Annotated in this window: 16 protein-coding genes and 2 pseudogenes; 8 read left to right on the forward strand and 10 right to left on the reverse strand. The window is 72.0% G+C overall.

Annotated features, from left to right (window positions below):
* Window positions 1-120: 120 nt before the first annotated feature.
* Both C892_RS0102985 and C892_RS0102990 read right to left on the reverse strand, forming a co-directional pair.
* Entirely contained in the window at window positions 121-1,281 is a 1,161-nt protein-coding gene (locus C892_RS0102985; protein WP_017555992.1) for an NAD(P)/FAD-dependent oxidoreductase, read from the reverse strand.
* On the reverse strand, window positions 1,281-1,619 hold the full coding sequence (locus C892_RS0102990; protein WP_017555993.1) for a bifunctional 3-phenylpropionate/cinnamic acid dioxygenase ferredoxin subunit: 339 nt from the start codon (window positions 1,617-1,619) through the stop codon (window positions 1,281-1,283). Before C892_RS0102990 ends, C892_RS0102985 begins: the two co-directional genes overlap by 1 nt.
* Window positions 1,620-2,172: 553 nt before the next feature.
* Between C892_RS0102990 and C892_RS0102995 the strand changes: the two genes are divergently transcribed.
* Window positions 2,173-3,615 (forward strand): MFS transporter, encoded by a 1,443-nt coding sequence (locus C892_RS0102995; RefSeq protein ID WP_017537830.1) that lies wholly within the window; start codon window positions 2,173-2,175, stop codon window positions 3,613-3,615.
* Window positions 3,616-3,786: 171 nt separating this feature from the next.
* Here the strand turns inward: C892_RS0102995 and C892_RS0103000 are convergent, their stop codons facing one another.
* The 4 genes from C892_RS0103000 to C892_RS0103015 form a co-directional block, all read right to left on the reverse strand.
* Window positions 3,787-4,932 (reverse strand): aromatic ring-hydroxylating oxygenase subunit alpha, encoded by a 1,146-nt coding sequence (locus tag C892_RS0103000; protein WP_017555994.1) that lies wholly within the window; start codon window positions 4,930-4,932, stop codon window positions 3,787-3,789.
* A 343-nt stretch (window positions 4,933-5,275) separates the two neighbouring features.
* Window positions 5,276-6,124, reverse strand: coding sequence for a formyltetrahydrofolate deformylase (gene purU, locus C892_RS0103005; protein ID WP_017555995.1), 849 nt, complete (start codon window positions 6,122-6,124; stop codon window positions 5,276-5,278).
* 11 nt (window positions 6,125-6,135) lie between these two features.
* The gene (locus C892_RS0103010) at window positions 6,136-7,506 is read right to left on the reverse strand and encodes an L-serine ammonia-lyase (protein WP_017555996.1); all 1,371 of its coding nucleotides are present in this window, start codon (window positions 7,504-7,506) and stop codon (window positions 6,136-6,138) included.
* A gap of 194 nt (window positions 7,507-7,700) precedes the next feature.
* The gene (locus C892_RS0103015) at window positions 7,701-10,169 is read right to left on the reverse strand and encodes a GcvT family protein (RefSeq protein ID WP_026124104.1); all 2,469 of its coding nucleotides are present in this window, start codon (window positions 10,167-10,169) and stop codon (window positions 7,701-7,703) included.
* Between the two features lie 567 nt (window positions 10,170-10,736).
* Between C892_RS0103015 and C892_RS0103020 the strand changes: the two are divergent.
* The 6 genes and pseudogenes from C892_RS0103020 to C892_RS0103045 all read left to right on the forward strand — a co-directional run.
* Window positions 10,737-10,940 (forward strand): annotated as a pseudogene (locus tag C892_RS0103020) (transcriptional regulator); the annotation flags it as partial.
* A gap of 116 nt (window positions 10,941-11,056) precedes the next feature.
* Window positions 11,057-12,289, forward strand: a complete 1,233-nt coding sequence (locus tag C892_RS0103025; RefSeq protein WP_017555999.1) for a sarcosine oxidase subunit beta family protein — start codon at window positions 11,057-11,059, stop codon at window positions 12,287-12,289.
* Between the two features lie 95 nt (window positions 12,290-12,384).
* On the forward strand, window positions 12,385-12,660 hold the full coding sequence (locus C892_RS0103030; protein ID WP_017556000.1) for a sarcosine oxidase subunit delta: 276 nt from the start codon (window positions 12,385-12,387) through the stop codon (window positions 12,658-12,660).
* Complete coding sequence (locus tag C892_RS0103035) at window positions 12,657-15,500, forward strand: 2Fe-2S iron-sulfur cluster-binding protein (RefSeq protein ID WP_017556001.1); 2,844 nt, start codon at window positions 12,657-12,659, stop codon at window positions 15,498-15,500. Before C892_RS0103030 ends, C892_RS0103035 begins: the two co-directional genes overlap by 4 nt.
* Window positions 15,490-16,086, forward strand: coding sequence for a sarcosine oxidase subunit gamma (locus C892_RS0103040; protein WP_017556002.1), 597 nt, complete (start codon window positions 15,490-15,492; stop codon window positions 16,084-16,086). Before C892_RS0103035 ends, C892_RS0103040 begins: the two co-directional genes overlap by 11 nt.
* 757 nt (window positions 16,087-16,843) lie before the next feature.
* Complete coding sequence (locus C892_RS0103045; protein ID WP_017556003.1) at window positions 16,844-18,442, forward strand: BCCT family transporter; 1,599 nt, start codon at window positions 16,844-16,846, stop codon at window positions 18,440-18,442.
* Window positions 18,443-18,572: 130 nt separating this feature from the next.
* Here the strand turns inward: C892_RS0103045 and C892_RS0103050 are convergent, their stop codons facing one another.
* Window positions 18,573-19,241 carry a GntR family transcriptional regulator gene (locus C892_RS0103050; RefSeq protein WP_083934308.1) on the reverse strand — a complete coding sequence of 223 codons (669 nt, stop codon included), beginning with the start codon at window positions 19,239-19,241 and terminating at the stop codon, window positions 18,573-18,575.
* A 368-nt stretch (window positions 19,242-19,609) separates the two neighbouring features.
* Between C892_RS0103050 and C892_RS0103055 the strand changes: the two genes are divergently transcribed.
* Window positions 19,610-21,910: an FdhF/YdeP family oxidoreductase gene (locus C892_RS0103055; protein WP_026124105.1), complete on the forward strand. Its 2,301-nt coding sequence runs from the start codon at window positions 19,610-19,612 to the stop codon at window positions 21,908-21,910.
* Here C892_RS0103055 and C892_RS0103060 read toward each other — a convergent pair.
* From C892_RS0103060 to C892_RS0103070, 3 genes and pseudogenes are all read right to left on the reverse strand, one after another.
* Entirely contained in the window at window positions 21,907-22,842 is a 936-nt protein-coding gene (locus C892_RS0103060; RefSeq protein WP_017556006.1) for a tyrosine-type recombinase/integrase, read from the reverse strand. The two genes, C892_RS0103055 and C892_RS0103060, sit on opposite strands and share 4 nt — an antisense overlap.
* A pseudogene (locus C892_RS28470) lies at window positions 22,839-23,470 on the reverse strand (transposase family protein). The gene C892_RS0103060 and the pseudogene C892_RS28470 overlap by 4 nt, the downstream one beginning before the upstream one ends.
* Window positions 23,471-24,118: 648 nt before the next feature.
* Complete coding sequence (locus C892_RS0103070) at window positions 24,119-26,335, reverse strand: NACHT domain-containing protein (RefSeq protein ID WP_161631977.1); 2,217 nt, start codon at window positions 26,333-26,335, stop codon at window positions 24,119-24,121.
* Window positions 26,336-26,370: the final 35 nt, after the last annotated feature.

The raw sequence follows: 26,370 nt of genomic DNA on the forward strand, positions 1-26,370 counted from the left end.
CCGGGGGTGCGCACGGCCGGGGTCGGGGCCCTCGCCCGCATCGCCCGCATCGCCCGCATCGGCCGGATGCGGCCGGACACGGTCGGCCCCGAGGGGCGCGGGGCCTCCCCCGCGCCCCGGTCAGATCCGCTTGGCCAGCCGTCGGCGCCACCCGCCGAAGGAGCGCGGGAGGTCGACCGCCAGGACCCCGGTCACCTCGTCGCGGGGGTCGCAGTACAGGGCCAGGAACGGGCCCGTCGCCGGATCGCCCTCCTCGATCCGCACCGTGCAGTCGCCGGTGCGGTGGCCCGCGAACTGGATCTTGTGGCCGTACTGGTCGGACCAGAAGTAGGGGACCGCGTGGTGGGCCGGTGCGCTGTGCTCGCGGCCCAGCAGGGCCGCGGCGGCCGCCGCCGGCTGCTGCAGGGCGTTGGTCCAGTGCTCCAGCCGCATGGGGACGGCGGTGTAGGCCCGGTAGGAGTTCGCGCAGTCCCCGACGGCCACGACGCCGGGCACGCCGGTGGCCCCCCGGGCGTCGGTGCGCACCCCGCGGTCGATGACCACGCCCGAGCCGTGCAGCCACTCGGTGTTGGGCTCGGCGCCGATGCCCACCACCACCGCGTCGGCCGCCAGCTCCCGCCCGTCCTCCAGGCGCACCGCCGTGACGCGGGAGGAGCCCACCAGCGCCGACACGCGGGCACCGGGGTGCAGGCGCACGCCGTGGCGGGCGTGCATCCGGCCGCACACGGCCCCCATCTCGGGCCCCAGGACGCGCTGCAGGGGGACCGCCCCCGCTTCGACGACGTCCACCTCGCAGCCCAGGCCGACCGCGGTCGAGGCGACCTCGGCGCCGATGAACCCGGCCCCGATGACGACCAGCCGCGCTCCCGGCACGAGCTCGCGCCGCAGGGCCTGCGCGTCGTCGAGGGTGCGCAGGGTGTGCACCCCGGCGGGCACGGGGCCCGGCGGGGTGCGCGCCCGCGCCCCGGTGGCGAGCACGACGGCGTCGGAGGCGATGCGGGTGCCGTCGTCCAGCTCGACGGCGCCATGACGGGTGTCCAGGGCCCGGGCCGTGCGGCCCAGGACCCAATCGGCCCGCAGGTCCTCGTCGTCCTCGGTCAGGCGGAGGTCGTCCTCGCTCGCCGCGCCGGCCAGGAACTCCTTGGACAGCGGGGGCCGGTCGTAGGGGGCGTGCTTCTCGTCGCCGACCACGGTGATCCGGCCTTCGAAGCCCTGCTCGCGCAGCGCGCGGGCGCTCGCCAGGCCGGCCAGCGAGGCCCCGACGACGGTGACGGCCTCCATCAGACCACCTCGTTCACGGGCGCGTCCGCGCCGACGGGGGCGGACTCGCGGACGTAGACCGCCCCGTCCTGGACGAGGACCTCGTGGGTCCGGACGGGCTTCTTGGCGGGCGGACCGCTGGGGCGGCCGGTCCGCAGATCGAAGCAGGCGGCGTGCAGGGGGCACTCGACCGCGCACCCCTCCAGCCATCCGTCGGACAGCGACGCGTCCTGGTGGGTGCAGGTGTCGTCGATCGCGTAGAGCTCACCGTCCACGTTGAAGACCGCGATCGCCACCTCCCCCTGCACTCGGGCCGACTCTCCGGGCGGGAGGTCGGACAGCTCGCCCACGAAGATCATCTCGCCTCCAGTTGCATATGAAGAAAATAAATGCGTGATACGCAACGCACATTGGGCGGTCCGGTCCGCCGCTCGTCAACGGTGGATTTCTCTCGACGGCCGGTGGGGGTCACGGGTCCGACACGGCGACGCACACCGCAGGGTGATCCGCCGTCCGGTGGACGGACCCGGAGCCGACCGCTTCGACCGCGTTCGACCCCGTGAGGGGGACCGGGACCGTCCGCGAGGATCCTCTCGCCTCTGTTGCGTACTGCGAGACCTACGGTGATATGTGCAACACACAGGATGCGTGTCCGCCCGCCGCCCGTCAACGGTCGATTTCCCGGAGGCCCGATCCCGGCCGCATTCCCGGCGCCGCCCCCGGTCCCGACCTGCACGCGGGGCCGACCCCGCGGCCCTTGACCCGCACCGAAGCGGTCCCGTAGGTTGCCGCTTGCCGGAATAGAGATATATCACTCGTCGATCCGTCGTCGTCCGAACCCCGCCGGAACGGCAGTCGCCTGCCGGGACGCGCCCCGTGCCGCAGTGGCGGCAGGCCGCATCGAGGGGACTCATGACCGATAAGCCGAAGCGGCCGTGGCGGGGCCTCACGCCGCCCGTCGTCCAGGAGGAGCGCACCGTCCGCCGTGCGGTCGCGGCGGCCGCGGTGGGCAACTTCGCTGCCTGGTACGACTTCGGGCTCTACTCCTATCTGGCCGTCGTGGTGCTGAACCGGGTGTTCTTCCCCGACGTCGGCCAGTGGACGACCGCGCTGGCCCTCGGCGCGTTCGCCTCGGCCTTCCTGATGCGCCCGCTCGGCGGCCTCGTCTTCGGCCGGCTCGGCGACCGGTTCGGCCGCACCCGGGTGCTGGCGGCCTCGATGCTGCTCATGGCGGCGGCGACGGGGCTGCTCGGGCTGGTTCCGGGCTACGGCGCGATCGGCCTCGCCGCACCGATGCTGGTGCTGCTGATGCGGATGCTGCAGGGCTTCGCCGCCGGCGGCGAGTACACCGGGGCGCTCACCCTGATCGCCGAGTACGCGCCCGACCGGCGGCGCGGGTTCTTCGGCAGCCGGCTGGAGCTGTCCACGCTGACCGGCTACGCCCTGGGCGCGGCGGTGTCCGGGGCGGTGATCGCCCTCCTGCCCGACGACGCCCTGGTCGCATGGGGCTGGCGGCTGCCGTTCATGCTCGCGCTCCCCCTGGGCCTGACCGGCCTCTACCTTCGGATCGCCCTGGAGGACACGCCCGCCTTCCGGCAGCTCATGGAGCGCTCACCCGCGCTGTCCACGATGTCGGTCCGGCGCGCCGTCCAGATCATCGCGGCCCACTACCGCACCGCGGCGCTCGTGGCGGCCGGGGTGACCATCGCCTGGAACGTGACCAACTACGTGCTCACCAACTACGTGCCCGCCTACCTGACCGGAACGCTCCCGCGCTACGGCATGGGCGGCACCAGCGAGGCGGTGGTGACCGCCCTGCAGGTCGCCACCATGGTGCTGATGGTGTGCGTGATCGGGTCCGTGGGGCGGTTGAGCGACCGGATCGGGCGCCGGCCGGTCCTCATCATGGGCAGCGCGACCCTGGCCGTCTTGGGCCTGCCGGCGGTGTGGCTGCTGCGCGAGGGCCTGCCGGGCCAGATCGTCGGGCTGCTGATCATGGGGACCGCCCTGGTGTGCTTCGCCGCGGTCTCCCCCTCGACCCTGCCCGCCCTGTTCCCCACGATGGTCCGCTACAGCGGCCTCGCGGTCATCTTCAACGCCTCGGTCTCGCTGTTCGCCGGTACGGCGCCGACGGTCATCGAGGCCGCCACCGTGGCCACCGGCGATCTGGACTGGCCGGGCTACTACCTCATCGGCGCGGGCGTGATCGGCCTCGTCAGCACCTGCTTCCTGAAGGAGCACGCAGGGCGGCCCCTGGAAGGCGCGGCGCCGCTGACGTCGAGCTCGGAGCTGCCCCCTCCGCCGCTGTCCCCGGAGGGCGTTCCCCTGGAGTACCCGCACGACGAGGAATCCTAGGGCCGCCCCGCTCCTTCCCACTCCTTCCCGGCGGACGTCTCCCCTCCCCCGCTCCGCCCCTTCGGATCCCCTTCCCTTCAGGCCTGCCTTCCCGTGCGGGCCCTGCCGGCGCCCCCGGCGCAGAGGCGGTAGGCCCCGCGCGCACGCGCGCGGGGCCTCGAGGGGTCCGCGTCAGCCGGTGCGCTGCCGGACCCAGTCGTGGAACTCCCCGATGTGGTGCTCGCTGGGCACCAGCACCCCTCCGTCCCGGTAGGACCGGGAGTCCATGGCGAGCTGGCACCGCTCGCAGGCGTCGAAGTCCTGCTGGTTGACCCGGTGGAACAGCTCCACCGAGCGGTCGAGGTCCGCGCCCGAGTCGACCACCTCGGGCAGGTAGAGCCAGTCGCAGCGGACGAGGGTCCGATCGGCCGACAGCGGGAACATGCGGTGGAAGATCACGTGGTCGGGGACGAGGTTGATGAAGACCTGCGGGCGGACGGTGATGGCGTAGTACCGCCGGTCCTGGTCCTGGCTCACCCCCGGGATCGGCTCCAGCCCGGCCGAGCCGTCGACGGTGAAGCCCTCCACGTCCTCGCCGAACTCGGCCCCGTGGCCCACGAAGTACTGGGCCGCCAGGCCGTCGGCGAACTCCGGGAGGACCTCGGTCAGCTCGGGGTGGATCGTCGCGCAGTGGTAGCACTCCATGAAGTTCTCGACGATCTGCTTCCAGTTCGCCTTCACGTCGTACTCGATCCGCCGGCCGAGCTTGAGGTCGGCGACCTGGTAGCCCACGATCGCGTCCGGGGTGCCCAGGCGGGCGGTGACATCGCCGATGACGGTGTCCTCGAACGAGGGCGGCTCCTCGGCCAGGCACAGCCACACGTAGCCGAGCCACTCGCGCACGTGCACCCGGTGCAGGCCGAAGCGGGCGCGGTCCACGTCCGGCATCGCCGTCAGGTTCGGGGCCGAGACCAGCTTGCCGTCGAGGGAGTAGGTCCAGGCGTGGTACGGGCACTGGAAGGCGCGCCGCACCTCGCCGCGCTCCTGTGTGCACAGCCGGGCCCCCCGGTGCCGGCACACGTTGAGGTAGGCGTGGACGGCGCCGTCCCGGCCCCGGGTCACCAGGACGCTCTCGCGGCCGATCTGCACGGTCTCGAACCGGCCGGGGCGGGCCAGGTCGTCGCCGTAGGCCGCGCAGAACCACTGGGCCTCGAAGATCGCGGCCTGTTCGGCGCGGAAGATCCCGGGGTCGGTGTAGTAGTGGCCGGGAAGGGTCTCGCGCAGGCTCTCAGGGAGGTTCTCGCCTTCGGTGGATGCGGCGATTTCACCGGTCGTCATGGACGCGCTCCTCACGCGGGGAGGGGAAGGGGACGGAAGGTGGGCGACCTCGCCGCCGGCGCCGGGGCATGCGCGGCCGCGTTCCCCGAAGGCCGGTGGCGGAGATGTCGATGGGAGCACCCGGGGCCGCGGCCGTTCGCGGGGCACGGCGACCCCGCGCGCGGTCCCCGAGGGGCTGCTCGAATCGGCTGCTCGAAAGGCCGTGCGCCGGAGACGGCAACGCGGGAATGAGGCCTTCGCACCTTATCGCGGACAGATATATGAGTCGAGGGTTCAGAGGGGGCGCCGGCCTGCGGCGCGGGATCCGGACGCGTTCTACGGGCGTTCTGCGGGCGTTCCTCGTTCAGCGGAAGACGACGGTGCTGTCCCCGTTGAGCAGCACCCGCCGCTCGCAGTGCCAGCGCACCGCCCGCGACAGGGCCAGGGCCTCGGCGTCCCGCCCCACCGTCTGCAGCGCCTGCGGGTCGTAGGTGTGGTCGATGCGGATGACCTCCTGCTCGATGATCGGCCCCTCGTCCAGGTCGGGGGTGACGTAGTGCGCGGTGGCGCCGACCAGCTTGACCCCGCGCCGGTAGGCCTGGTGGTAGGGCTTGGCTCCCTTGAACCCCGGGAGGAAGGAGTGGTGGATGTTGATGGCCCGCCCGTAAAGGGCCTTGCAGGTCTCGTCGGAGAGGATCTGCATGTAACGGGCGAGGACGACCAGGTCGGCCCGGTATTCGTCGACCAGTTTCAGCAGCCGGGCCTCGGCCTCCGCCTTGTCGTCGGGGGTGACGGGGATGTGCACGAAGGGCAGTCCGGCCGCCTCGGCCATCGGCCGCAGGTCCCGGTGGTTGGACACCACGGCCACGATGTCGGCCCCCAGGCTCCCGGCGCGCCAGCGGTAGATCAGGTCGTTGAGGCAGTGGCCGGCCTTGGAGGCCATCACCAGCACGCGCGCATCGCGGTCGTCGAAGAAGGCGAAGTCCATCCCGAAGTCCGCGGCGACCGGCTCGAAGCCTGCGGAGACCTCATCGAGGTCGACCTCGCGGCCGGCCGCGACCTGCGTGCGCAGGAAGACGCGTCCGCGGACGGAATCGTCGAACTGCCGGTATTCGCGGATATCGCAGCCGCGCCGGAGCAGATAGGAGCTGACCGCCTGGACGATTCCGGTCCGGTCGGGACAGCTCAGGGTGAGGACGAACGAACGGGCCACCGGATTACTCCTCAGCATTCCACGACGTTGAGGGCGAGTCCGCCGCGGGCGGTCTCCTTGTACTTGTCCTTCATGTCGGCCCCCGTCTGGCGCATGGTCGTGATCGCATTGTCGAGGGAGACGTGGTGCCGGCCGTCGCCCCGGACGGCCATCCGGGCGGCGGTGATCGCCTTGACCGCGGCCACCGCGTTGCGCTCGATGCAGGGGATCTGCACGAGCCCTCCCACGGGGTCGCAGGTCAGCCCGAGGTTGTGCTCCAGACCGATCTCGGCCGCGTTCTCCACCTGTTCGGGGGTGCCCCCGATGACCTCGGCGAGCCCCGCCGCCGCCATCGAGCAGGCCGACCCGACCTCGCCCTGGCAGCCGACCTCGGCCCCCGAGATCGAAGCGTTCTCCTTGAACAGGATCCCGATCGCCCCTGCGGTGAGCAGGAACCGCACCACCGCCTCTGAGCCGAACGAGGGGAGGAAGTCCCTGGCGTAGTGGAGGACGGCCGGGACGATCCCGGCGGCGCCGTTCGTCGGCGCGGTCACCACCCGTCCGCCCGCGGCGTTCTCCTCGTTCACGGCGAGGGCGAAGAGGGTGACCCATTCCAGCGCGGCCAGGGCGTCGTCGTCCCCTCCGCCGGCCTCCAGGCGCGCCCGGAGCCCGCCGGCCCGGCGGCGGACCCGCAGCCCTCCGGGCAGGACCCCGGAGGTGCTCATCCCGCGGTCGACGCACTCCCCCATCACCGACCAGATGTGCAGCAGGCCCTCGCGGACCTCGTCCCCGGTGCGCCGGACGCGCTCGTTGGCCAGCATGACCCCGCTGACCGGCAGGCCCGTGCGGCGCGTGTGGGCGAGCAGCTCCTCACCCGTGCGGAAGGGGTAGGGGGTGGCGGTCCCGTCCTCGACGAGGACGGGGCGGCCCGCCTCGTCCTCGTCGAGGACGAACCCTCCCCCCACCGAGTAGTACTCCCGGCGGTCGACCGTGCGGCCCCGGTCGTCGAAGGCCTCGAAGACCATTCCGTTGCTGTGGAACGGCAACCGCTCGTTGCGGTGCAGGACGACGTCGTCCAGGGAGAAGGCGATCTTGTGCTCCCCGAGGAGCGCGAGGACCCCTTCCTCTTGGACCGCCCGGACCCCCGGTCCGGCGGAGACGGGGTCCACGATGTGGGGCTGCTCCCCCTGGAGGCCGAGGACCACGGCCGTGACGCTGCCGTGGCCGTGCCCGGTCGCGCCGAGCGACCCGAACAGCCCGCAGCGGACGCCCGCGACGCGCGGCAGGACCCCGGAGGCGCGCAGCCGGATCGTGAACAGGTACGCCGCGCGCATCGGGCCGACCGTGTGCGAACTGGACGGTCCGATGCCCACTTTGAACAGATCGAATACGGACAGGCTCATGCGCGCTCCCCTGGCGGTTCGGGGCGGGTGCGGCGGCGGGGCCGCCGACGGCGGTGCGGGCGGGGCGGTCGGGCAGGGTGATCAGGCGGTGTGGGCCGGGCGGGATGGCCGGGCGGGCGCCTCGGCGCGCCCGCGTGGACCGCACCGCCCCGGCGGTGAGGGGGGACCGGAACCGGGGCGGTGCGGGGTCCGGTTCAGCGGCGGATGCGCTTCATCTCGGGGTCGACCAGGGGTTCTGCGGCGACGGTGGCGCGGACCATGCGGTCGAAGTACTTGATCTCGACCGGGGTGCCGGGCGTGGCCGAGGCGGGCAGCCACGCGTAGGCGATGGGCGTGCCCAGGGTGTGGGAGAAGGCCGCGGAGGTGACGTATCCGGCGGGGTCCCCGTCGAGGAACACCGGCTCGGACCCGAGCACCACGCTGCGCCCGTCGTCGACGGTCAGGCACGTCAGGCGGCGCGTCACCGTGCTCTCGTCGCGTCCGGCGAGGGCGTCGCGCCCGACGAAGGGGCCCTTGTCGGGGCGGACGGCGAAGCCCACACCCGCCTCGTAGGGGTCGTGCTCGGTGGTCATGTCGGTCCCCCAGGCGCGGTACCCCTTCTCCAGCCGGAGGCTGTTGAAGGCGGCCCGGCCGGCGGCCACGACGCCGAGGCCGCGTCCGGCCTCGTACAGCACGTCCCAGAGCCGTCGGCCGTACTCGGCGCTGGTGTAGATCTCCCAGCCCAGCTCTCCGACGTAGGACAGGCGCATGGCGGTGACCGGGATCCCCGCGATGTGGGCCCGCTTGCAGCGGAAGAACTTCAGGCCCTCATGGGAGAAGTCGTCGCGGCTCAGCGGCTGCACCAGGTCGCGGGCCAGCGGCCCCCACACCCCGATGCAGCAAGTGCCCCCGGTGACGTCGCGCAGCTGCACGCTGCCGTCTCCGGGGAGCCGCCGCCGGAAGTACTCCAGGTCGATGTTGCCGTTGACACCGACCTGGAACTCCTGCTCGCCGAGGCGCGCGACGGTGATGTCGCTGCGGACCCCGCCGGCGGCGTCGAGCAGCAGGGTATAGGTCACGGCGCCGACGGACTTGTCCATTCTCCCGGTGGTCAGGCCGTCCAGGTAGGCCAGGGCGCCCGGACCGCCGATCTCCAGCCGCTTGAGCGGGGTCATGTCGTACAGGGCCACGGCGGTGCGGGTCCTCCAGGCCTCCACCGCCACGACGGAGGGGTCGTGGAACATGCCGGACCAGGCGTCGCGGGAGGGCGGCCGCCAGTCCATGGGCAGCTCCTTGGCCAGCGCCGCGTTGGCCCCGTACCAGTGCGGGCGCTCCCAGCCGTGGGCCTCCAGGAAGACGGCGCCCAGCTCCTTCTGCCGCGCGTGGAAGGGGCTGACGCGCAGGTCGCGGGGCGAGAGCCGGGGCTGCAGCGGGTGTTTGACGTCATAGATCTCGATGAAGTTCTGCCGGGCCGTCTCCTCCACGTAGGCCTCGGCGGTCTCGATCTCGTCGAACCGGTGGACGTCGCAGCCGTGCAGCTCGACCTCGCTGCGGCCGTCCACCAGCAGCTGGGCGACGGACCTGGCCACGCCCGCCGAGTGGGTCACCCACACCGCCTCGGCGATCCAGAAGCCGGCCGTCTCGGGCGACTCGCCGATCAGCGGCCCGCCGTCGGGGGTGAAGGAGAAGACGCCGTTGAAGCCGTCCTCGATCCGGGCCGTCTCCAGTGCGGGCAGCAGCCGCCGGGCGTACCCCCAGGACTCGGCGAAGTCCTCGCCGGTGAAGGGCAGCATCGAGGGCATGGACGCCTCGGTGGGGCCGTCCACGCGGGGCAGGTCCTCCAGGCCCACCGGCATCGGGCGGTGGGCGTAGGAGCCGACGCCGAGCCGGTCGACGTGCTCGCGGAAGTACAGGTCGCGGTCCTGGTGGCGCAGGATCGGCATCCGCGCCTCGCCGTGCTCGTCGTTGCGCCCCGCCAGTTCGGGCAGCGGCCCGGTGCGCACGTACTGGTGGGCCATGGGCAGCAGGGGCAGGTTCATCCCGGCCATCGCGCCGACCGCGCGGCCCCAGAAGCCGGCGCAGCACACGACGATGTCGGCGGGGACCTCGCCCCGGGTGGTCTCCACCCCGGTGACGCGCCCCCCGCTCTGTTTGACGCCCACGACGCGGGTGCCGCCCTGGAACCGGGCGCCGCGCGCCTGGGCGCGGCGGGCGAGCGCATCGACCGCGCGGGAGGCCTTGGCCAGGCCGTCGGTGGGGGTGTGCAGGCCGCCCAGGATCCGGTCGGGGTCGAGCAGCGGGTGGAGTTTGGCGCACTCCTGGGGGCCGACGACCTCGCCGGGGACGCCCCAGGAGGCGGCCCAGCCCTGCTTGCGGTGCAGGTCGGCCAGCCGCTCGGGGGTGGTCGCGATCTCCAGGCCGCCCACCCGGTTGAAGCACCAGGCGCCGTCGGCGTCGAGGCCGGTGAACTTCTCGACGGTGTACTGGGCGAACGCGGTCATCGTCTTCGAGGGGCCGGTCTGGTAGACCAGCCCGGGCGCGTGGGAGGTGGACCCCCCGGTGAGCGGGAGCGGCCCCTGGTCGAGGACGGTGACCCGGTCCCATCCGCGCTCGGTCAGCTCATCGGCCAGGTTGGCGCCGACGATCCCGGCTCCGATGATCACGACACGGGGGGTCGTACTCATGCTGGTCTCCTAACGGGCGGACTGTGAAGGCCTCTGAGGGGCGGCGCTTGCGCAGGCGGGAGCGGCGCCTGCTCCGTGGAGCCGCGGCAGGCGGCTCGGGGGCGGGGGCAGGAGGCAGGGACAGGGCACGCCGAAGACGGGCGCACACCGCGGGTGGGGCGAAGGGGCGAGGGGCGCGTCGACGCGGAGGACCCGCCATGGGACGGGCCCGGGGCCGGGGTCGGCGGCACGCTGAACGCATACTGATATATCAATTGGATGGAAGGTATGCCGCGGCCGAGCCAGCGGTCAACCCCTCAACCGGAACCGGGACACCCGTCCCCGCCCCGCCGCCCGAACGGGGCGAGGCCGCCGACGCCCTTCCGGGCCGACACCGCTCCGAACCGGTGGCGCGACCCCCTTGACCCCAGTGCCCTCGCTGTTAGCCTGAGGGCCTTCTGATATTTCAGTTGTATGGTAATTGCGTGGCAGTGTCGCGCGGCCGTCCACTCCCCGCCCGCCGCCCTCCGGCACGGAAGGAGTCCCGTGTCCCCCTCCCGCCCCACCAGCGCCGCCCGCGCTCTCGACCTGCCGCTGAGCGCCGCCGACCCGCAGGTCGCCGCGGCCCTCGGCGCCGAGCTCCACCGACAGCGGACCACCCTGCAGATGATCGCCTCGGAGAACGTCGCCCCCCGCCCGGTCCTGGAGGCCCAGGGGGCGGTGCCGACCGACGAGTACGCCGAGGGCTCCCCCGGCCGGCGGTCCCTCGGCGGCTGTGAACACGCCGACGTCACCGCCGCGTCACTGCAGCCCGGCTTCGACGGCGCGGCCGCCGCGCGGCCGCCCGCACGGGCGGAGGCCCCGGCCCCCGCCGCACCGCTCTACCCGGGCTCGAACGGAGGGCTCTGATGGCACCGCGCACCCCCGGCGCCGACCTGCCGGACCACCCCGACCGGCTCTGGCGCGCCGCCGACCCCGAACGGTCCTACGACGTGGTCATCGTGGGCGGCGGCGGACACGGCCTGGCGACCGCCTACTACCTGGCGGTCAACCACGGCATCACCGACATCGCCGTCCTGGAGCGCGGATGGCTGGCCGGCGGGAACATGGCCCGCAACACCACCATCATCCGCTCCAACTACCTCTGGGACGAGAGCGCCGGGCTCTACGAGCACGCGCTGAAGCTGTGGGAGGGGCTGGAGGAGGAGCTCGACTACCCGCTGCTGTTCTCCCAGCGCGGCGTGCTGAACCTGGCGCACTCGCTGCAGGAGGTGCGCGACGGCGTCCGGCGGGTGGGGGCGAACCGGCTCAACGGCATCGACGCCGAGTGGCTCGACGCCGAGCAGGCCGCCGAGGCCTGCCCGATCCTCAACACCTCGCCGGACCTGCGCTACCCCGTGCTGGGAGGGACCTGGCAGCCCCGGGCGGGCATCGCCAAGCACGACCACGTCGCCTGGGGCCTCGCCCGCGCCCTGGACCTTCTGGGCGTGGACCTGGTGCAGGGGTGCGAGGTCACCGGCTTCGAGCGGGTCGGCGACCGGGTGGTCGGCGTGCAGACCACCCGGGGGCCGATCCGGGCGGGCAGGGTCGCGCTGGCCGCGGCTGGCCACACCTCGGTGCTGGCCGACACGCTCGGACTGCGCCTGCCGCTGCAGAGCCACCCGCTGCAGGCCCTGGTCTCGGAGCTACTGGAACCCGTGCACCCGACGGTGGTCATGTCCAACGCGGTGCACGTCTACGTCAGCCAGGCGCACAAGGGCGAGCTCGTGCTCGGGGCGGGCATCGACTCCTACAACTCCTACGGCCGGCGGGGGGCGTTCCCCACCATCGAGCGGGAGCTGGCCGCGGCCGTGGAGCTGTTCCCGGTGTTCGCCCGCGCCCACGCGGTGCGCACCTGGGCCGGCGTCGTGGACGTCACCCCCGACGCCTCCGCGATCATGGGGCGGACCCCCTTCGAGGGCCTGTACATCAACTGCGGCTGGGGAACCGGCGGTTTCAAGGCCACCCCCGGCGTGGGCTGGTGCTACGCGCACACCATCGCCAAGGACGAGCCGCACCCGCTCACCGAGCCCTTCGGCCTGGAGCGCTTCACCACCGGCGCCCTGATCGACGAACACGGCGCCGCAGGGGTGGCGCACTGACCCGGGCGGGACGGGCCGGCCGCGCCGCCTGCCGCCTCCCCCTCTCCGCGACCCCGGCGTCGCGGCATCCCACGACCCTCCGAAGGAGGCCCCGCATGATGCTGATCCCGTGCCCGTGGTGCGGCCCGCGCAACGAAGTCGAGTTCCACTACGGCGGCCAGGCCGACGTGGCCTGCCCCCGCGACCCCGACACGGTCTCCGACGCCGAATGGGCCCGGTTCCTGTTCTTCCGCGCCAACCCCATGGGCGCCTTCACCGAGCGGTGGATGCACCGTGCGGGCTGCCGCCGCTGGTTCACCGTCCGCCGGGACACCGTGACCCACGAGATCCGCCCGGTGGGCGCGGAGCAGGAGAGGGCGGTGGCGGTGTGAACGGCTCCTTCAGGCTCGCAGAGGGCGGCCGGATCGACCGGGACCGCCCCGTGGCCTTCCGCTTCGAGGGCCGCGACTACCAGGGCTGCGCCGGCGACACGCTGGCCTCGGCGCTGCTGGCCAACGGGGTGCACCAGGTGGGCACCGGCATCCGCCACGGGCGCCCCCGGGGCATCGCGTCCGCCGGCGCCGAGGAGCCCAACGCGCTGGTGCAGATCGTCAAGCCCTTCCCCGAGCCCATGCTCACCGCCACCACGGTGGAGCTGCGGGACGGGCTGGAGGCCCACGGCCTGCCCGGGCAGGGGCGCCTGGCGGCCGGCCCCGACCCCGCCCGCTACGACGCGATGCACGCCCACTGCGACGTGCTCGTCGTCGGCGCCGGACCGGCCGGGCTCTCCGCGGCGCTGGCCGCCGCCCGCGCCGGCGCCCGGGTCGTCGTGGCCGACGCCGACACCGAGTTCGGCGGCGGCCTGCTGGGCAGCGGGGAGCTGCTCGACCATGCGCCGGCGGCGGACTGGGTGCGGCGGGTGACCGCCGAGCTCGCCCGGGGCCCCGACGTGCGCCTGCTCCCGCGCACCACGGTCTTCGGCCACTACGACGGCAACTACCTGGTGGCGCTGGAGGACCGGGGCCCAGACGCCCTCACCCGCCAGCGCACCTGGCACATCCGGGCCCGCGAAGCGGTCCTGGCGACCGGGGCGCACGAGCGCCCCCTGGTCTTCGCCGACAACGACCGCCCCGGCACGATGCCGGCCGGGGCCGCCCGCACCTACCTGCACCGGTACGGCGTGGTGGCGGGGCGCCGCGCCGTCGTGTTCACCACCGACGACGGCGCCTACCCGGCCGCGCTGGACCTGTGGGGCGCCGGGGTCGAGATCGCCGCCGTCGTCGACGCGCGGCCGGAGGCGCCCCCCTTCTGGGCCAGGCGCTGCGCGGAGGCCCGGATCCCGGTGCTCGCCGGGCACGCCGTGGTGGGCACCTCCGGCGAGGAGCACGTCACCGCGGCGCACATCGCCGCGTTCGACCCGGACTCCGGAACGATCGGCGCCGCCGACCCGCAGGCGTGCGACCTGCTGCTCGTCTCCGGCGGCTGGAACCCCGCGGTCCACCTGTACTCCCAGGCCGGCGGCCCGGTCGCCTTCGACGGGGCCGCCGGCGCGTTCCTGCCCGCCGGCTCCGTGCCCGGGGTGCACCCGGCGGGCGCGGCGTCCGGCCTGCGGACCACCGCCCAGTGCCTGTCCAGCGGCGCGGTGGCCGGGGTGCAGGCCGCCTCCCGCCTCGGGCTCGAGGCCGCGGCGGCGCCCCGCCCCGAGACGGACGCGCACCCGGTGCCCAAGGGCCGCCCGCTGTGGCGGGTGCCCGACCCCGACACCGAGGCGCCGGGCGCCCGGCAGTTCGTGGACCTGGCGCGCGACGCCACGGTCGCCGACATCGGCAGGGCCGTCGGAGCGGGGCTGACCTCGGTGGAGCACATCAAGCGCTTCACCACCGTCGGCACCGGGCACGACCAGGGCAAGACGTCGGGGACGCTGTCGACGGGCATCATCGCCGAGCTGCTGGGGACGGACCCGTCCGAGGTGGGCACCACCACCTTCCGCGCGCCCTACACGCCCGTGGCCTTCGCCGCGCTGGCCGGCCGGGAGCGGGGCGACCTCTACGACCCGGTCCGGGTGACGGCGATGCACGACTGGCACGTCGGGCACGGCGCGCCCTTCGAGAACGTCGGCCAGTGGAAGCGCCCGTGGTACTACCCCCGGCGGGGCGAGAACATGGAGGCCGCCGTGCTGCGCGAGTGCCGCGCGGTGCGCACCGGCGTGGGGATGCAGGACGTGTCCACGCTCGGCAAGATCGACGTGCAGGGCCCGGACGCGGCCGCGTTCCTCGACCTCGTCTACACGAACATGATGAGCACGCTCAAGGTCGGCCGTATCCGGTACGGACTCATGTGCACCGCCGACGGGATGGTCTTCGACGACGGGACCGTCATGCGCACCGGCGAGAACCGGTACCTGCTCACCACGACCTCCGGCAACGCCGCCCACGTGCTGGAGCACCTGGAGGACTGGCTGCAGACCGAGTGGACGCACCTGCGGGTGCATCTGACCTCGGTGACCGAGCAGTGGGCCACCATCGCGCTCGCCGGCCCGCGCTCGCGGGAGGTCCTGGCGCGGGTGGCCGCCGGCATCGACCTGGACAACGCCGAGTTCCCCTTCATGAGCTGGCGCAACGGCGCGGTCGCCGGGCGGAGGGCGCGGGTGTGCCGGATCAGCTTCTCCGGTGAGCTGGCCTTCGAGGTCAACGTGCCCTGGTGGCACGGCCGGCACGTCTGGGAGGCCCTCTACGAGGCGGGCGGGCCGTTCGGCATCACGCCCTACGGGACCGAGACCATGCACGTGCTGCGCGCGGAGAAGGGCTTCCCCATCGTCGGCCAGGACACCGACGGCACGGTCACCCCGCAGGACCTGGGCATGGGGTGGGCGGTGTCGAGGAAGAAGGCCGACTTCATCGGCCGCCGCTCCTTCAGCCGCCCCGACACCGCCCGCACCGACCGCAAGCAGCTCGTGGGCCTGATCCCGGCCGCGGGGGAGGGCGTCCTCCCTGAGGGGACCCAGCTCGTGGAGACGCGGGTGCTCCCCGAACCGCCGGTGCCGATGCTCGGCCACGTGACCTCCAGCTACCGCAGCGCCGTGCTCGGCACACCGTTCGCCCTGGCCCTGGTCCGAGGGGGACGCGACCGCATCGGGCAGACGGTCTACGGCCATGTCGGCGACCGGCTCGTGCCCGTCGAGATCACCGATCCCGTGTTCTACGACAAGGAAGGAGCCCGCCGTGACGGCTGACCTGTACGGCGCCTCTCCGCTGGCGGCCCGCGCGGACGCCCTGGCCCGGCACTCAGCGCCGGAGGGCGTGCAGGGCGTGCGGATCGCCGAGGTCCCCTTCACCGCCCAGGTCGCGCTGCGCGTGGACCCCAGGGGCGGGGCGGCCGAGCGCATCGGCACGGCGCTCGGGGCCGCGCTTCCCGGCCGGCCCGGGCAGGTCGCCCGCACCGACCGCGTCCTCGTCCTGGGCCTGGGGCCCGACGAGTGGCTGGTGGTGGGCTCCGAAGGAACGGCGCAGGAGCTCCAGGACACGCTGACCGCGGCCCTGGACGGCGCGCACGGCGCGGTGGTGGACGTGTCGGCCCACCGCACGATCGTCAGGGTGACGGGGCCGAAGACGCGCGACCTGTTGAACACGGGGTGCGCGCTCGACCTGCACCCGCGCGTCTTCGGCGCCGACCGGTGCGCGCAGACCCTCCTCGCGCGCGCCGCGGTGATCCTGCTGTGCCGCGAGACCGATCCTGCGGACTTCTGGATCTTCGTGCGCTCCTCGTACGCGCGCTACCTGGCCGACTGGCTGATCGACGCCACCGAATTCGACGGCTGAACCGCAGCGGGGTCCGGGGGGCCGGGGCCCCGCTGCCGACCGCCCGTCCGGCGCGAGCGGTCCGCAGCGGACACGTTCCGCCGGACCGACACCGGCCGCCCCGTCTGTCCTCCACCGCCACCGGCAGCACACCCCGGCAGCCCGGGGCCACCGGTGCCGATCCGTCCGGGTCGGCTGCCCGCGTAGGCGGACGGCACATCCTCCCCTCGGCCGTTGACGGAGGTTCCCGGAGCCGTTGGACGCGGCGACGGGTGTCCACGGCCGGTCCGCCGCTGCAGGGCCGGGCGCCCGTCCGCGCACCGTGTCCGTCCGGAGGGCAGAACGCTCCCCCGCGCGCCGGGTGCCCGCGCCGAGGCGGCCGTGCCGCCCCCTCCGATGCCGGGGCCCGGTACGGCCGGCCGACCTGCACCGGCTTCAACGCACATCCCATCACCGATCGAGGAGCCCCCGGCGCCGCCCGCGTGAAAAAGGTGCCCGGAAGCGGCCACGGTCCGAGTGCGCCAGGGGAGACACCCCGGCCCTCGCGACCCGGCCCTCGGAATCGGGGGCCACGCGCCGACGGACGCGCCCTGGAGACGGCAGGCGCCGCGCGTCCGGCGCGAGCGGACGCACCGCCCGCCTCGCACGCCCGCTTTCCCTGACGAGCGAAGCGGACCCAGTGCCCCCGCGCACTGCGGACTGCGGGGCCCGCCTCCTGGCCGCGTCGGCCGGGAAACGGACCTGAAAACGCCTCGGAATCGAAAGGAATCCACCCCCCATGCTGCGCAAAGAGCAGGACTCGACGCTCGATCACCCCACCCGCCCCGCCACCTCCGGGCGCGACCGCACGAAACTCGCACCGGACCAACCTGTGGACCGGGTCGTCCTCGGCTCGGCCCTGACCCTGTGCCTGGGATTCGTCGCCTGGGGCGTGGTCGACGCCGACTCCCTCGCGTCGAGCGCTCAGGCCGTGCTCGACCGGATCCTCCACTCGACCGGCTGGCTCTACGGGCTGGTGACCTCCGGGCTCGTCGTATTCGCCCTGTTCCTGGCCTTCTCACGGTTCGGGGACATCCGCCTCGGCCGCGACGGCGAACGGCCCGAGTTCAGTACGCCGGCGTGGACCGCGATGCTGTTCGCCTCCGGCATGGGGATCGGCCTGGTCTTCTGGGGCGTCGCCGAACCCCTGTCGCACCTGGCCCGGCCGCCGATGGGGGCCGCAGCGCCGAACTCCCCCGAGGCCTCGCGGCTCGCGATGGAGTACTCCGTCTTCCACTGGGGCCTGCACCCCTGGTCGCTGTACGCGCTGGTGGGCCTCGCCCTGGCCTACGGCATGTTCCGCAAGGGGCGGCCCAACCTGCTGAGCGCGATCGTGCTGCCCGGCAGGCCGCCCTCCTTCGGGCCCTCCCGCGCCATCGACGCCTTCGTCGTCTTCCTCACCACGTTCGGCGCGGCGACCTCGCTCGGCCTGGGCGCACTGCAGATCAACAGCGGCCTGGCCTCCATGTTCGGCGTCCCCGAGAACACCGCGGTGGCCATCGCGGTCATCGCCGCGCTCATGCTGCTGTTCGTGCTGTCGGCGGTGACGGGCGTACACCGCGGGATCAAGCACATCTCCACGGTCAACGCGGCCCTGGCCGGGGTGCTGGTCGCGTTCGTGTTCGTGGCCGGCCCGAGCGTGCGCATCCTGCAGACGCTCATCGAGACCCTCGGCGGGTACACGGCGCACATCGTCCCGATGTCCTCGCAGACCGGGGCCTACGGCGGCGAGGCGTGGCTCGCCGCGTGGACGGTCTTCTACTGGGCGTGGTGGATGTCCTGGGCCCCCTTCGTGGGCGCCTTCATCGCCCGCATCTCGCGCGGGCGCACCGTCCGCGCGTTCGTGGTCGGCGTGCTCGTGGTCCCCACGGCGCTGAGCCTGGCCTGGTTCGCGGTCATGGGCGGCACCGGCATCCATCTGCAGCTCACCGGCCAGGCCCCGATCGCCGACGTGCTGGAGGCCTCCGGCGAGGAGGGGGCCCTGTTCTCCCTCTTCGGCCACCTTCCGCTGACGGCGCTCTCCTCCGTCGCGGTGATGGTGCTGATCGCGCTGTTCTTCGTGAGCAGCGCCGATTCCGCGTCGGTCGTCCTGGCCACGATGTGCCAGCGCGGCGCGCTGCACCCCCGCCGCTGGCTCGTCGTCCTGTGGGGCGTCGCGATCGCCCTGACCGCGGCCGTCCTGCTGCTGGCGGGTGGGCTCTCGGCGATCCAGACGGTCTCGCTCGTCGTCGCCCTGCCGTTCATGGCGCTCCTGGTGGCGGCGTGCGTCGGCCTCGTGCGCGAGCTGCGCGCGGAACCCGTCCCGGAGCCCGGCCGGCCGCGCGCCGGCGTCCGCTGATCGGCGGCCCCGATCAGATTCGTGGTCGTGGTGACGTCCCTCCCCCCGGCCGTCACCACGACCACGATTCATTCACCCGGAATGCGGATGCCGCCCCAGCCGGGAGCCGGGAGAACGCGTTGAGAGGCCTTCAGAGAATGGACAGAACGGCCTTCTCGAACCCGCGGATGTGCTCGACGGCGAGTTCGCGGGCGCGGTCGGCCTCGCAGTCGATCATCGTCTCCAGGAGCGGGACGAGTTCGCCGACATGGTCGGTCACGGCGGGGAGGCGGTCGATATAGAGGTACCAGATCCTCAGCATCAGGTTGTAGTACTGGGTGAGCGTCGCCTCCAGGTAGGTGTTGTGGGAGCATTCGTAGATCGCCCGGTGCACCTTGCTGTCGAACACCATCTGCGATTCCGCGTCACGCCCGTGCTCGAAGGCCTCGTCCCGGAGTCCGGCCAGTCGGCAGCGCTGCTGCCCGGTCGCGCGCCGGGCCGTCTGATAGGCGGCCTCGCCTTCGAGGGGCGCGCGGACCTCGGTGAGCAGCGAAAGGTCGGAGAGCTGCACTTCGGTCGCGAACACGCCGCGCCGCGGGTAGACCTTGACCAGCCTCTCGGATTCCAGGCGCTTGATCGCCTCGCGGACCGGGGTCCGCCCCACTCCGAGCTGGCGGGTGAGCTCTTCCTCGTGCACCGGCGCTCCGGGCTGGATGCTCGTGGTGACCAGCATGTCGCGAATCGCGAAATAGGCGGCCGCCGAAAGTGACGTATTCTTCCTCGGGGAATTCTGCGCGGCTCCGCCTTCGGTATTCTGCATGCCTGCCATGATAGGGCAACGTGAAACATCAGTCGTCGGGAACAGCCCGACACCCGGCATGCCGCGCGGCCGGACCGGGCGCCGCCCGAGGGGCCCGAGGCGGCCCTGCCCGCGGTTCCGCCCCTCCGTTCGGAGGGCCGGCGCCGCCCTTCCGGCCAGGTGGCACCGCTCCCCCGGCCGCCTAGTGTCGCGTGTGTGCACGGCCGCGTTCGCCCGGGCCGCCGAGCGCATCGAGCGCGGGGCCCGGGAGGGCGGGCGGAACCGCTCCCCCTTGTCCACAGGCGCCGATCGGCACTGACCGACACGGCGCCGAGCCTGGAAGAATGGAAGTCCAACAGCACCGCCGGCTGTACGTTCAGGGGGCCGCCATGTCCAATCCTCCCACCGACGACCCGCGCCAGGACGCCCCCGGCGTCTCCGAGCCCAAGCGCTCGGCCGTGGGCATCCCCGCGATCGCCAACAGTATGAAGGTCGTCGGCCGGCAGTCGGGGGCCAAGCGGGGGCTGCTGACGCTGACCGCGGTCAACCAGAAGCAGGGGTTCGACTGCCCCGGCTGCGCCTGGCCCGAGCCCGACCACCGGCACCCGGCCGAGTTCTGCGAGAACGGGGCCAAGGCCGTGGCCGAGGAGTCGACCCGCCGCGCGGTGGGGCCGGAGTTCTTCGCCGAGCACCCCGTGTCCGACCTGGCCGAGCGCAGCGGCTACTGGCTCGGCCAGCAGGGGCGCCTGACCCATCCGATGTACGCCGGCCCGGGCGCCGACCGCTACACGCCCATCGGGTGGGACGAGGCCCTCGCCGTCATCGCCGACGAGCTCACCGGCCTGGACTCGCCGGACGAGGCCGTCTTCTACACCTCGGGCCGCACCAGCAACGAGGCCGCCTTCCTCTACCAGCTGCTCGCGCGCCGCTTCGGCACCAACAACCTGCCCGACTGCTCGAACATGTGCCACGAGTCGTCGGGGTCGGCGCTCACCGAGACGCTGGGCGTGGGCAAGGGCAGCGTGAAGCTGGACGACCTCTACCAGGCCGACCTGATCATCGTCGCCGGGCAGAACCCGGGGACCAACCACCCGCGCATGCTCACCGCCCTGGAGAAGGCCAAGCGGTCGGGGGCGCGCATCATGACGGTCAACCCGCTGCCCGAGGCGGGGCTGCAGCGCTTCCGCAACCCGCAGTCCGCACGCGGGATCGTCGGGCCCGGGACCGTCCTGACCGACCTGTTCCTCCAGGTCAAGGTCGGCGGGGACCTGGCGCTGTTCAGCGCCCTCAACCGGCTGCTGCTGCAGATCGACGAGCAGCGCGGCGGCGTCCTCGACCACGGCTTCATCTCCGAGCACACCCACGGCTTCGACGCCTACGCCAAGGCCCTCCTCGACCACGGGGAGGAGGAGTTCTGGGAGCGCGTCGGCGCCTGCACCGGGCTCAGCCGCGAGCAGGTCGAGGAGGCGGCGGCGATGGTGCTCGCCTCGGAGAAGGTCGTGGTCTGCTGGGCGATGGGGCTGACCCAGCACCGCAACTCCGTCGCCACCATCCGCGAGGTCGTCAACTTCCTGCTGCTGCGGGGCAACGTGGGGCGCCCCGGGGCGGGCGTGTGCCCGGTGCGCGGGCACAGCAACGTCCAGGGCGACCGCACCATGGGCATCTGGGAGCGGCCGCCGGCGTCCTTCCTCGACGCCCTCGAGGCGGAGTTCGGGTTCGCCCCTCCGCGCGAGCACGGGGTCGACACCGTCGACGCCATCCGCGCCATGCGCGACGGAAGCGCCAAGGTGTTCTTCGCCATGGGCGGCAACTTCGTGTCGGCGAGCCCGGACACGGCCGCGACCGAGGAGGCGATGCGCCGCTGCCGCCTGACGGTGCAGGTGTCCACGAAGCTCAACCGGTCGCACGCGGTGACCGGCGAGCGCGCGCTGATCCTTCCGGCGCTCGGGCGCACCGACCTCGATCTGCACGAGGGGGAGGAGCGCTTCGTCAGCGTCGAGGACTCCATGGGCGAGGTACACGCCTCCCGGGGCCGCGTGGAGCCGCTGTCGCAGGAGATGCGGTCGGAGGTCGACATCGTGCGTGGACTGGCGGTGCGGCTGCTGGGCGAGGACGACGTCGTCCCCTGGGAGGAGTTCGCCGACTACGATCGCGTCCGGGAGCGCATCGAGCGCGTGGTCCCCGGCTTCAAGGACTACAACGAGCGCGTGCGCAGGCCGGGCGGGTTCCTGCTGCCGCACGCCCCCAGGGACAGCCGCACCTTCCCCACGGCCACGGGCAAGGCCAACTTCACCAGCAACGGCCTGTCGGCCCCGCAGGTCCCCCGGGGACGCCTGCTGCTGCAGACGCTGCGCTCGCACGACCAGTTCAACACCACGATCTACGGGTTGGACGACCGCTACCGCGGCATCCACAACGGGCGCAGGGTGGTCCTGGTCAACCCTGAGGACCTCAAGGAACTCGGCCTGGAGGCCGGAGGCTACGTGGACCTGGTCAGCGAGTGGAAGGACGGCACCGAGCGCCGCGCGCCCCACTTCCTCATCGTCGAATACCCCACGGCCAGGGGTTCCGCGGCCGCCTACTACCCGGAGACCAACGTGCTGGTGCCGCTGGACTCCACCGCGGACGTGTCCAACACCCCCACCTCCAAGTCCATTGTGGTCCGCTTCGAAGCGGATTCCGGACTCTAGGCCGCGAGGCCCGGAACCCCGTGCTCCGGGTCCCCGCCGGGAGGGGCAACCCAGCTAAAACCAACATTTGCCGGGTCCTTCCCGGCCACCAGGGACTCGTAGCGGTGTTCCAGGAACATCCGGCCCTGGTGGAGGGAGCTGGGCACCTCGTGCCCGTAGATACGCTGCGTAGTCGTCACGTGGACGTGGCCCGTCCACCGCGACACCTCGGTGATGGGCACGCCGCCGGCGAGAAGGTCGCTCACCCACGCATGGCGCAGGTCGTGCGGCCGCATCGTCGGCGGCAGCTCCGTCTGGAGCAGGCCCCGGACGAACCCGTCCCGGAGCCCGTCGTGGCTCGGCAGAGGCTTCTTGGCCCCACGGATCAGGCGCCCGTCCTCTTCGACGCCGAACTCCTCGATGTGCTCCTGGATCTTCTGGTGGGTGAACCGGGTCATGGGGATGTCCCGGAACTGGCCCCACTCGCGGTGCTTGAGCGGGGAGGTCTCCCCGCGCTGGGTGATCTGCCGGTGGGCTCGGAAGGTGTCGCCGCCGCCGAGGATGTCGAGCTGGGAAGCACCGAGAGCTTCCCCGATCCGCAGTCCGAGCCCGTGCATGAGCCATACGGCGACGCGGTAGCGCGGGTTGATCTCCTCGCAGATGACCTCCAGCTCCGCGAGCGTGGGTTTGATGAAGAACCGCTGCTTCTCCGTCTTGGGAAGGGCGATATCGACGCAGGGCGTGCGGTTGATCTTCTCGTTGAGGACCGCCTCCTTGAAGACGATCGCCAGGAAGATATAGATCCCAAGGACGTAGTAGGGAGAGAGCCTCTCCCGTTTCGTGAGGTCGTAGATGTACCCCTGGATCATCTCCTTGTCGATCTCTTCTAGCTCGTAGGACCCGAACCGGATCTTTGTTCGCCGGAGGATGCTCCGGTACTGAGCCTTTTTCATCGTGATTCTCGGGCCTGCAGGACCAGCACAGCTCGGGCGATCTCTCCGGCCCGGTAGGGGCAGCAGCGCAGCCTACGCAGAACGGCCCAGTTCTTGAGCTGGGAGTTCGCCCGCTCGCCCGGCCCCCGCAGCCTCGCGTGCTCTCGGTTGGCCTCCTTCTTCCACTCCGGCCTGCCGCGGCCCTTGAAGGGGCAGACGACCACCGGCGACAGGCCGACACAGCCCTTGTCGCCCAGGCAGAACAGACCCGCGGCCGCGATCCGCCCGGCGATGCTGAAGATCCTGGCGGCCCTGACGTCGTGCACCGACCCGAGCACACCCCCGAGACCCACAGCAGTTCGCCGTCGGGAGCGGCGACCACCTGGATGCTCATCCCGTGGTGCTTGTGCTTCCCCGAGTAGAACGGCCGGTCGGCCGCCAGGCGGTCGCAGGCGATCACGGTTCCGTCCACGATCACGAAGGCCCACCCTTTGCGCCGGGCCCTGCGCAGCGCCACCTCGAGCGAGGGGGCCAGGCCGGCCAGCAGGCCCGTGGTCTCGCGGACGTAGCGCCAAGCGGTGGTCGTCGAGACCCCGAAGCCGGCGGCCAGGGTCGCGAAGGGCTCGCCTTTGCGCAGGTGGACCAGCACGAGCAGGGCCTGCCCGGCCGAGTCGAGGCGCCTCCACCGTGTTCCGGTCGCCTCGCGGTGGGCGGCGACGGTGCGGGCGGCCAGGTTGAGAGTGCGGCGTGACAAGGGCAGGCAGGCGCGGTAGAACAGCATCGGAACCCCTGGTGGTGCAGGCTTTCGTGGTTGTTGGCCCGTTTACGAGGGGTTTTTTGCTGTCAGGGGTGGTTTCGCGGGGCCGGTACGAGGCTGTGACCTGCACCCTCAGGATGAAAACAGCTCATTGAGCGGGAAGGGGAATGCCAGAGCCCTCATGGCTACACTGCGTATAAGAGCTGCCGCGCATCACTTCTCTCACATCGATGAACGAAAGGGGTTCTATGGAATCGGGCGACGCCGCTGTCTCAGAACCATGGCGTGACGTCGCCATGGCGGGGGCTCACTGCTCATATTCGTGATCACGATCTCCGCCACACGGAGGCCCTGGGCCACACCGCTCGCGAATCCGAAGAGATGTGCTCGCATCGCCGACCAGGACAACCACACTGGATCTGGCCGCGCAAGGTTCTTGGTCAACGCCGCCGTCGCGGGGTGAGAGTCGCACTGGCTGGATAGGTAAGGATCTCTTCGACCAGGTCAAGGCGAGCTGATGACGAGCCGTACCCCGCCTGCTCATCGACGAGGAGGCGCGGACACCTCCCGGTAAGTGTCCGCAAAATCCTCCCGGTAGGCGCCAGCGAGGTGGTCGTGCAGTTCGGCATGGCGGAACTGGTAGATCGGTCCGACAGCACGCAGGAGCCCCAGCCGATGGGCATCGTCGAGGACAGCCATCAGCCGCCACGGAAGACGCCTCTTCCACGCCAGGTAGAAGGCGGCCACCAGGTAGACCGGCCACGCGAGGTGGTGGCCCTCCAAGAGTCCGAATACGGATCCAACCACGAGCCCAACTATAAGTCCGCCGATAAATCCGACAGGAAATCCGAAATCGAACCCGCTAATGACTCCCATGGCAACCCCCACAGGGAGCCCGTGCCCGACGGCCCGCAGGATGTTCAAGCGGCGATCCCCTCGCCAACTGGCCAGTGGAGTTCCCATCGATTCGATTCGCACAGGGCTCTCGGCCCACTTTGTTATCCCGATCACGAACCCCTCCAAGAAAACATACACAGCCAGGGCCAGGAGCAAGGGTGGAAGCCAGTTCGTGAGTCCGATCATGGCCCCGAACATCAGCCAGACCGCGATTCCAAAAAGGAGCGCGCTAGGTAGAGCGTATGTAAGTGTATGTTTTGCAACGAGACGGATCAGCAGGCGCTTGCGGCCCGTGAGATGGAGATCGGCGAAGGCTGGAAGTGCCGCCCGTAGACGCGGAAACCTCATCATGGTTGGCAGCCCGGTACAGAGTCCAAGAATGACTCCGAATACAAAGCCGGGCAGCGGCCCCAGCACGACCCCGACCCCGATCCCGCCCAGGAACCCGGATGTGAGCCCCATCAGCATCCCCACCACAAATCCGACGCGCCGGGCAAGCACATGGCGGGCAAGCTCCCACCATGCAAAGTCTCGGGTGCCATGGCGGCCCTCCCCGGTAGGGACGGTGTCCAGGTGGTGGGCGAGGTAGCCCAGCCAGCCGCGGAGCTGTTCGGGGCTGTGGTGTTTACGGGGCCGGAAGGTCTCGGCAGGGTCCCTGCTCGGTAAGCGGGTCTGGATAGTGGCGGGGACGAGCTGTTCCAGCAGGTGGTCCTGGAGCTGTTCGGAGCTCGGGAAACGGCCGGATTCCAGTAATGGGGAAGGATCGGCGCGGGACTCGAGGTAGACGGTGCGCAACAGCCACAGCCCCAAGGGGGTTCGCACGATTTCGCGCAGCGATTCCAAAGCTGGGGAACAGGGGCCGGTGCGGAGTTCGGTCAGGATCGGTGCCCACAGATGCTGGAGTCGGCGGCGCGTGCGCAGACACTGGTCGAGGTAGTCGGCGACATCGGCAATTCGCAGCCGCTGCGGGACGACCACGGCCGCCGAGGACAGCACCTCATCCGCCTCATCAACCGCCTGGGCGAACTCCGCACTGCGGCTGGTCAGGATCAGAGGACTGTCGCCCAATGAGCGGTTCAGCGCGGTGAGCACAGCGGCGCGCCCCACATCGGAGAGCTCGTCCAGACCGTCCAGCACCGGCAGAACATATCCACTGCGGACCAGCTGCTCAGGGGCGCGCTCCCCCAGCGCAGTGACGCGCAGAGCAGGATAGTCCTGGCGCAGCCGATCGGCCATCCAGTCACGCCAGTCAGGGTCAGACTCGGCGTTCCAGTGCGCCACGGGCAACAGCACCGGCACCGGTTCAGCAGAGTCACGGGTGGCCACAAGCTGGCGCAGCAGTTGCACGGCCAGCGTTGTCTTACCCGTACCCGCCCCGCCGAGGAGGACGAGCCGCCTTCGCGGCAAGGCGCGGAAATCCTCGGCCAGCTCGGTAATTTTGTGGCTGGAGCCTTCCAGAGGCAGCGACCCCTCGACCAGGGCCGCTTCGGGGAGGTCCATTAGGGTCGGACGCTCGGTCAGGCGCCATCGCACTGGCATGGGCGTTGAGTCGCGCGGCGAGCGCAGTTCGGCTTCCTTTTCCCACTGGTCGGCGACCCGTTCGGCCAAGGCCTCGGCGGACTCCTGGATGTCGGATCGGGTCGGCGCTTCCTCTGGGTCGGGCGGGCGCCGCCACCACGCTAGGAGCGTCGCCGCCGCCGGGGCGAGAGCCAATCCCACAGCCACCAGCTGCGCGGCATCCGCGGCACTGTCCAGCCCTTGTGCCCGCATTACCATCGCCAGTGCCACGGTCGACCCCGCCAGGACCACAAGCCCTGCGGCCGCGCCGGCGCGCCACCACGCTCTGCGTCTGTTCGTCACGCCCGCCATTGTTGCGGATTTCCATCCCGCAGTGG

Source organism: Nocardiopsis baichengensis YIM 90130, assembly GCF_000341205.1.
Taxonomy (GTDB): Bacteria; Actinomycetota; Actinomycetes; order Streptosporangiales; family Streptosporangiaceae; genus Nocardiopsis_A; species Nocardiopsis_A halophila.